This window comes from Nocardia alni (assembly GCF_019038435.1).
Classification (GTDB): Bacteria; Actinomycetota; Actinomycetes; order Mycobacteriales; family Mycobacteriaceae; genus Nocardia; species Nocardia alni.
In genome coordinates this window covers 1-409 of sequence record NZ_JAGPOX010000384.1, presented here as the reverse complement: position 1 = coordinate 409, position 409 = coordinate 1, and the positions used below count along the sequence as shown (strand labels likewise).

Genomic DNA, 409 nt, shown 5'->3' with positions numbered 1-409 from the left:
CGGTAGATCAGGGCGAGCTCGTTCTGGTCGAGGTCGAGATCGGGCAGCACGTCGTCGCCGAAGTTGTTGGGCTCGGTGGCCTCGAGCAGCTCGCGCTGCGAGCGCACCGAGACGAACTCCCCCGCGCCCATCGACAGGGCTCCGGCGAGCAGGCCCGCGATGCCGCTGAACAGCACGATGCGCGCGTCGACGCCGGTCGCCCCGATGCCCATGACGAGCGCGAGGTTCGACACGAGACCGTCGTTCGCCCCGAACACCGCGGCACGGAAGGTTCCCGACAGCCTGCGACGTCCCGCCGCGGCGAGCCCCCGCACGACCTCGCTGTGGATCTTCTCGTCGGCGCGCATCGCCGGGGTCGCGTGGGGGTCGTCGTCGTAGGGCGAGCGCGTCTCGGCCTGCTGAGCAAGGG

Annotated in this window: 1 protein-coding gene; it reads right to left on the bottom strand. The window is 71.4% G+C overall.

Going from position 1 to position 409, the window contains the following annotated elements; translation table 11 throughout:
* Nucleotides 1-409, bottom strand: a 409-nt coding sequence (locus JZ791_RS44435; RefSeq protein ID WP_216904018.1) for a VIT1/CCC1 transporter family protein, incomplete at both ends; no start/stop codon positions are given.